The sequence below is a fragment of the Ideonella azotifigens genome, assembly GCF_006519715.1.
GTDB classification, from domain to species: Bacteria; Pseudomonadota; Gammaproteobacteria; order Burkholderiales; family Burkholderiaceae_C; genus Ideonella; species Ideonella azotifigens.
In genome coordinates this window covers 1-6,869 of the sequence record NZ_VIDT01000272.1, presented here as the reverse complement: position 1 = coordinate 6,869, position 6,869 = coordinate 1, and the positions used below count along the sequence as shown (strand labels likewise).

6 protein-coding genes are annotated in these 6,869 nt (G+C 66.0%); 3 read left to right on the top strand and 3 right to left on the bottom strand.

All coding sequences use genetic code 11. The annotated features are described in order from the left end of the window. Nucleotides 1–136: DUF3391 domain-containing protein (locus FKP22_RS16540; protein WP_141288556.1), on the bottom strand; the 136-nt coding region annotated here is incomplete at its 3' end. 206 nt (nt 137–342) lie between these two features. Then, on the bottom strand, nt 343–993 hold the full coding sequence (locus FKP22_RS16535) for a c-type cytochrome (RefSeq protein ID WP_141288555.1): 651 nt from the start codon (nt 991–993) through the stop codon (nt 343–345). A gap of 203 nt (nt 994–1,196) precedes the next feature. Between FKP22_RS16535 and FKP22_RS16530 the strand changes: the two genes are divergently transcribed. Together FKP22_RS16530 and FKP22_RS16525 are read left to right on the top strand one after the other, a co-directional pair. Continuing rightward, nucleotides 1,197–2,051: an AAA family ATPase gene (locus FKP22_RS16530; protein WP_141288554.1), complete on the top strand. Its 855-nt coding sequence runs from the start codon at nt 1,197–1,199 to the stop codon at nt 2,049–2,051. 76 nt (nt 2,052–2,127) lie between these two features. After that, nucleotides 2,128–4,161, top strand: coding sequence for a S9 family peptidase (locus FKP22_RS16525; RefSeq protein WP_231011539.1), 2,034 nt, complete (start codon nt 2,128–2,130; stop codon nt 4,159–4,161). A gap of 12 nt (nt 4,162–4,173) precedes the next feature. On the opposite strand, the gene FKP22_RS16520 is transcribed toward FKP22_RS16525, so the two are convergent. Then, nucleotides 4,174–5,391 carry a GGDEF domain-containing protein gene (locus FKP22_RS16520; protein WP_170200931.1) on the bottom strand — a complete coding sequence of 406 codons (1,218 nt, stop codon included), beginning with the start codon at nt 5,389–5,391 and terminating at the stop codon, nt 4,174–4,176. 220 nt (nt 5,392–5,611) lie between these two features. Between FKP22_RS16520 and FKP22_RS16515 the strand changes: the two genes are divergently transcribed. Further along, complete coding sequence (locus FKP22_RS16515; protein WP_141288551.1) at nt 5,612–6,781, top strand: vWA domain-containing protein; 1,170 nt, start codon at nt 5,612–5,614, stop codon at nt 6,779–6,781. Nucleotides 6,782–6,869 lie beyond the last annotated feature (88 nt).

The window sequence follows — 6,869 nt, the reverse complement described above, 5'->3', positions numbered from 1 at the left end:
CATGCAGCTTGGCCAGGTCGTTGTGGTCCTTGATGACGAACTTGGTCTTCCAGAAAGGATGGTCGATCCACGCGCCCTCCAGCGCGTGGATGTGCATGCCCAGTCTGACCTGCGAAACCAGTATTTTTTTAAGCATGTCCGGCCAATGTGTCCGTACCCAAGACCCTGGGCAACAGCCTGTTATCGGCCACAAGCCCATGTCGCTTGAGCGGGTGACATGGCCGCTGGCCTGGGCCTCTTCCCTGGCCGGACATGAAAAAGCCGCCAACCCTGCCGGGCGGCGGCTTTTTCAGGCGGGCCCCGCCTGAGATTTCGCAAACGCGGGCGCTGCGGCGCCGGGGCTCAGCGGAAGTGCGATTGCGGCAGCGTCTTCAGCTCACCCGGCAGCGTGGACAGGAACTCCGCCACCTGGCGGAGCTCGGTTTCGCTCAGCGTCTTGGCCATGGCGTTCATGGTCGGGTTGCTGCGACCGACCAGGTGGCCGGCGTCGGCCTGGTAGGACTTCAGGGTCAGCGTGAGGTAGTCGGCATGCTGGCCGGCCAGGCGCGGGTTGGCCGGGTCGGGGGTGGTGCTGAAGTTGGCACCATGGCAGGCCACGCAGACGGCCAGCTTGTCCTTCAGCGCGGCCGGCAGTTCGGCCGGCGGCGGCGCGGTGGCACCTGCATGGCCGTGGTCAGCGTAGTAGGCCGCGAGGTCGGCAATGTCCTGGTCGCTCAGCGAGCCGGCAATGGCGCGCATGGTCGGGTGCTTGCGATCACCCTTGCGGTAGCTGTCCAGCGCCGAGGCGATGTACTTGGCGTTCTGGCCGGAGATCATCGGCACGTGGTAGACCTGCGGGAAGCTGGCCTGGTAGCCGACGATGCCGTGGCACCCGATGCACATCGCATTCTTCTTTTCACCGGCCTTCGCATCGCCCTTGACCTCCTGGGCCTGGGCTGCTGAAAAGAAGAAGCTGGCCAGCGCCAGCAGCAAAAGGCTTGCCTTGGTTTTCATCGCGGAATGATTCGTCTTGGCGAACGGTTTCGAGGAGGGCCGGTACGGTGTACGGCATGGCAAAAAATGCCTGCCTGGCTGCACCGGCTTGCGATTTGTCAACGATTATAGGCACGACCTTATACTGATCCGACCCCTGCCAAACCCCTGGCAACACCGCATTTCCAAGTCGTCAAAACTCGGGCTCGCCCCGGCCACACGCCATGAAATTCCAAGGTTCCGACAACTACGTGGCCACCGCCGACCTGATGCTGGCGGTCAATGCGTCGATGACGCTCAAGCGCCCGCTGCTGGTCAAGGGCGAGCCAGGCACGGGCAAGACCATGCTGGCCGAGGAAGCCTCGAAGGCGCTGGGCCTGCCGCTGCTGGAGTGGCACATCAAGAGCACCACCAAGGCACACCAGGGCCTGTACGAGTACGACGCGGTGAGCCGCCTGCGCGACAGCCAGCTCGGCGATGTCGAAACTTCGGCCAAGGTCAAGGACATCCAGAACTACATCGTCAAGGGCGTGCTGTGGCAGGCGTTTGAATCGGAGACGCCGGTGGCACTGCTGATCGACGAGATCGACAAGGCCGACATCGAATTCCCGAACGACCTGCTGCGCGAGATCGACCGCATGGAGTTCCATTGCTACGAAACGCGCCAGACCATCCGCGCCAAGCACCGGCCGCTGGTCTTCATCACCTCGAACAACGAAAAAGAGCTGCCGGACGCCTTCCTGCGCCGCTGCTTTTTCCACTACATCAAGTTCCCGGAGGCCGCGACGATGCAGAAGATCGTCGACGTGCACTTCCCCGGCCTGAAGCAGGAGCTGCTGGCCGCGGCGCTGAAGAGCTTCTATGACGTGCGCAACCTGCCCGGCCTGAAGAAGAAGCCCTCGACTTCCGAGCTGATCGACTGGCTCAAGCTGCTGGTGGCCGAGGACATCCCGGCCGAAGTGCTGCAGAGCAAGGACGACAAGGTCTCGCTGCCGCCGCTGGTCGGCGCGCTGCTGAAGAACGAGCAGGACGTGAGCCTGTTCGAGAAACTCGTCTTCATGCAAAGACAGAACCGCTGACCGTTGTCACGGGCCGCAGCCGCGTTATCGTTGAAGGCTTCCGGCGGCGATCCCGCCGACCCTACAGGAGATGCGTTTGGCCCGTTCCGACAAGACCTTCACCATCGACGCGCTGTGGCAGCTGGAAAGGCTGGGCAACCCCAGCCTGTCGCCCGACGGCGCGCAAGCCGTGGCGACGGTAAGCCGCTACGACATGGAAGAGAACAAGGCCAGCACCACGCTGTGGCTGCTGTCCACGCTGGGCGGCCGGCCGCGGGCGCTGACCCACTGCGGCGACAAGGACGGCCAGCCGCGCTTCTCGCCGCATGAGCACGCCGTCGGCTTCATTGCCCGCCGCGAGCAGCAGGGCAAGAAGGACGAAACGCCGCAGTTCTATGTCATAGCCACCGATGGCGGCGAGGCCCGGCGCGTCGGCGAAGTGGCCACCGGCATCGAGGCCTTCAAGTGGTTCCCGGACGGCAAGCGCATCGCCTTCATCTCCTGGCTCTGGCCCGAGCTGAAGGGCATGAAAGCCCAGGCCAAGCAGCACAAGGCCTTCAAGGACCGCAAGGCCACCGGCTACGTGACCAGCGAATCGGCCTACCGCTTCTGGGACCAGAACCTGCCGCAAGGCCGCGTGCCGCATTTGCTGACGCTGGACCTGGCCAGCGGCAAGGTGACCGACCTGTTCGAAGGCACGCCTTATGAGCTGCCGCGCTTCGACCCGGATGCGACCTGCTTCGACATCTCGCCCGACGGCAAGCGCATCGTCTTCGCCTACGACCCGGCGCCGGAGAAGAAGGTCGACGGCCGCTTCGCGATGGTCGAGCTGGACCTGCGCCAGCGCCGCTTCCGGGAGCTGGTGCGGGACGCGGACTGGGACACCGCCGCGCCCCGCTACAGCCCGACCGGTGATCGCATCGCCTTCCTCGCCTCCCACCAAGGCCGCAAGCACACGATGCCAGCGCAACTGGCGGTCTTCGAGGACGAATTCGGCAGCTGGGAAGTGATCAGTGCCCAGTGGGACCACGCGGTGAACGCCCCTCTGCTGTGGGAGGACGATGGCCAGGCGGTGCTGTTCACCGCCGAGCAGCAGGGCCGCAGCCACGTCTGGCGCTTCGACCTGCCGGACCGGCGCGCCGAGATCGTCGTGCAGGGCGGCACCGTGACCGGTTTCGACAAGGCTTCAGGCACGCTGGTCAGCCTGGCCGACACCGCCCAGCACCCGGCGCAGCTGTGCGCCCATGCGCCCGGCGAAAAGCCGCGCCGCATCGAAAGCTTCAACGACGAGCTGCTGGCCCGCTACACGCTGGGCCACCACGAAGAGGTGTGGTTCACCGGCGCCGAGGGCGACAAGGTGCAGATGTGGCTGCACTTCCCACCGGGCTTCGATGCGAAGAAGAAGTACCCGGTGCTGCACAGCATCCACGGTGGGCCGCACACCGGGCCGGGCGACAACTGGCACTACCGCTGGAGCAGCAAGCTGTTTGCCGCGCAAGGTTATGTGGTGGCCAGCGTCAACTATCACGGCTCGTCAGGCTTCGGCCATGCGTTCCTGGACAGCATCACCCATCGCTGGGGCGAGCTGGAGCTGCAGGACGTCGAGGCCGGCACCGACTGGCTGCTGAGCCAGCGCTGGTGCGACCCGGCGCGCGTGTTCGCGTCAGGCGGCAGCTACGGCGGCTACATGGTGGCCTGGATGAACGGCCATGTGAAACCCGGCCGCTACGCCGCCTATGTCTGCCACGCCGGCTGCTTCGACTGGACGGCCATGTTCGCCGACGACGCCTGGAGCTGGCATGCCAAGGAGTTGGGCGCCTGGTACTGGGAAGACCCGGCCAAGGTCGGCGCGCAAAGCCCGCACGTGTTTGCGGCCAACTTCAGCACGCCGACGCTGGTCATCCATGGCGCACTGGACTACCGCGTGCCGGACCAGCAAGGCCTGGCCTACTACAACACGCTGAAGGCGCGTGGCATCGACAGCCGGCTGCTGTGGTTCCCGGATGAGAACCACTGGGTGCTCAAACCGCGCAACAGCCAGCTCTGGTACCAGGAGTTCTTCGCCTGGCTGCACCGCCACGACGTGACGCAGCAAAAGGGCAAGGCCAAGGCCAAGCGCGGCAAAGGCTGAAATCGGGCGCGCTCAGGCGCTGGCGGCCACCAGCGTCAGGCCGCCTGAATCGAGCACGCCCAGCACGACACGGTTGCGGCCGCCCGCCTTGGCCTGGTAGAGCGCGGCGTCGGCCTTGAGCTGCAGCTGCTCCAGCTTGTAGAGCCGGCAGGCGGCGGCGGGCAGCACTGCGGCGCCAATGCTGACGGTGAGCGTCAGCGGCAGGTCGTCGTGCACCAGCTGCATTTGCGCCACTGCCTCGCGCAGGCGTTCGGCCGCCAGCCGTGCGCCTTCGAGGTCGGTGTCGCCCAGCAGCAGGCCGAATTCCTCGCCGCCCAGCCGGGCCACTGCATCGGTCGCGCGAGCGGTGGCCTGCAGTGTGCGGGCAATTGCGGCCAGCGCGCGGTCGCCCACGGCGTGGCCGTGCCGGTCGTTCAAGTGCTTGAAGTGATCGATGTCGACCACCAGCAGCGCCGTGTCGCGTGGGGTGCGGCGCAGGCGCTGGCGCTCCTGCAGCAAGGCATGGTGCCAGGCGCGGCGGTTCAGCAGCGCCGTCAGCGCGTCGTGGTGCGAAAGCTCGTGCAGCTTGCGCACCAGCCGCAGCACCACGAGGTAGACCAGCGACAGCTGGAACAGCGTCGAGAAAGCGGCCAGCAACAGCAGCACCGCAACGTTGATCGGGTTGTCGGCCGTCATCACCGACTGCTCCGGATGGCTGGCCCGCAGTGCCACCGCGACCGCCCTCGCGCCCAGGCCAATGCCGAGCACGACCACCGGCCCGGCCAGCAGCCAGGCGCCGACACGGCCGAATTCGCGTTGGATCGCACCCAGCATCTCGCCGCCCATGCGCAGCAGCACCATGGACACCAGCGTCGACTGCATCACCATGCGCATGGCCGCATTGGGTGCGTCCAGCCCGGTGACGACCAGCGCCAGCGCGCCGGTCGACAGGATCAGCAGGCCCTCGCCGTCACGCGGCGGGTACTGCGCGAAGCGGGCCACGCCGCGCCGCTCCAGCAGCGCAGCGGCCAGCAAGCTCATGTTGGCCATGGGCACGCCCAGCGTCGGCGGCAGCCCTGCGGGCATCGCCAGGAACACGAAGGAACCCAGCGACAGCAGCAGGCAGTAGCCGGCCCAGTGCAGCGCGGCGCTGCGCTGCAGGCCCAGCAAGGTGCCTGCCATCGCCCAGCTGGCAGCGTAGAAGAGGTGCATGCTGGCCTGCAGCAGCAGCAAGGCAATGGTGGCGGTCATGAATGCGGGCGGTTCCTCGATGCCATATCGGCCTTTTTCCGAACCCGCTTGAGCGCCTGCCAGCCGGTCGGCCCAGCGCCCGGGCCGGCAGCGGTGTTTCTCGGTCGAAGGGCGCGGTATTCTCGGCCTTCGGCACAATGGTCCGGCCATCCGCCTGCCCCGGCCGAGGATTCATGGCGCCAAGTGCTGCGCCCCGCTGTCCCAGACCTTCTTTGCCGCCATGCTGATCAACTTCTTCTACACGCTGCGCGCCGCCAAACTGCCGGTCTCGGTCAAGGAGTACCTGACGCTGCTGGAAGCTTTGCAACTGGGTGTGATCGGCCCGTCGGTGGACGACTTCTACTTCCTCGCCCGCACCACGCTGGTCAAGGACGAAACCCATTTCGACAAGTTCGACAGGGCCTTCGGCGCCTACTTCAACGGCGTGCAGATGCTGACCGACTTCGGCAAGGAGATTCCGGCAGAGTGGCTGCAGAAGCTGCTGGAAAAGGAGCTGACGCCCGAGCAGAAGGCCGCCATCGCGAAGATGGACTGGGACGAGCTGATGGAGACGCTGAAGAAGCGCCTCGAAGAGCAGAAGGAGCGCCACGAGGGCGGCAACAAGTGGATAGGCACCGGCGGCACCAGCCCGTTCGGCCACGGCGGCTACAACCCGCAGGGCGTGCGCATTGGCGGCCCTGGGCGCAACAAGAGCGCCGTGAAGGTGTGGGACCAGCGCGCCTTCCAGGACTATGACGACAGCCGCGAGCTGGGCACGCGCAACATCAAGGTCGCGCTGCGCCGGCTGCGCCGCTTCGCCCGCGAGGGCTCGGAGCTGGAACTGGCGCTGGACGACACCATCCACGCCACCGCGGCCAACGCCGGCTTCCTGGACATCAAGATGGTGCCCGAGCGGCACAACAAGGTGAAGGTGCTGCTGATGATGGACGTTGGCGGCACGATGGACGAGCACATCCACCGGGTCGAGGAGCTGTTCTCGGCCGCCAAGAGCGAGTTCAAGCACCTGGAGTTCTACTACTTCCACAATTGCGTCTACGACTTCATGTGGAAGAACAACCGCCGCCGCTATGCCGAGAAGAGCCCGACCTGGGAGCTGATCCGCAAGTACAACAAGGACTGGCGGCTGATCTTCGTCGGCGACGCGACGATGAGCCCGTACGAAATCCTGCAGCCCGGCGGCAGCGTCGAATACAACAACGAGGAGCCCGGTGCCGAATGGCTGCAAAGGCTCACCCATGCCTTCCCCAAATACGCCTGGATCAACCCGGAACCCCAAGGGGTGTGGCAGTACCGGCAAAGCATCGGCATCGTGCAGCAGCTGATGCAGCAGCGCATGTTCCCGCTCACGCTGGCGGGGCTGGAAGGAGCGATGCGGCTGCTCAGCAAATGAAGCGGCTGCGTCACGCGGTCCTGCTGTCGGTGCTGGCCACGGGTGTGTGGCTGGCGACCGGCTGCGCCGACCTGCGTTCGATGGATTC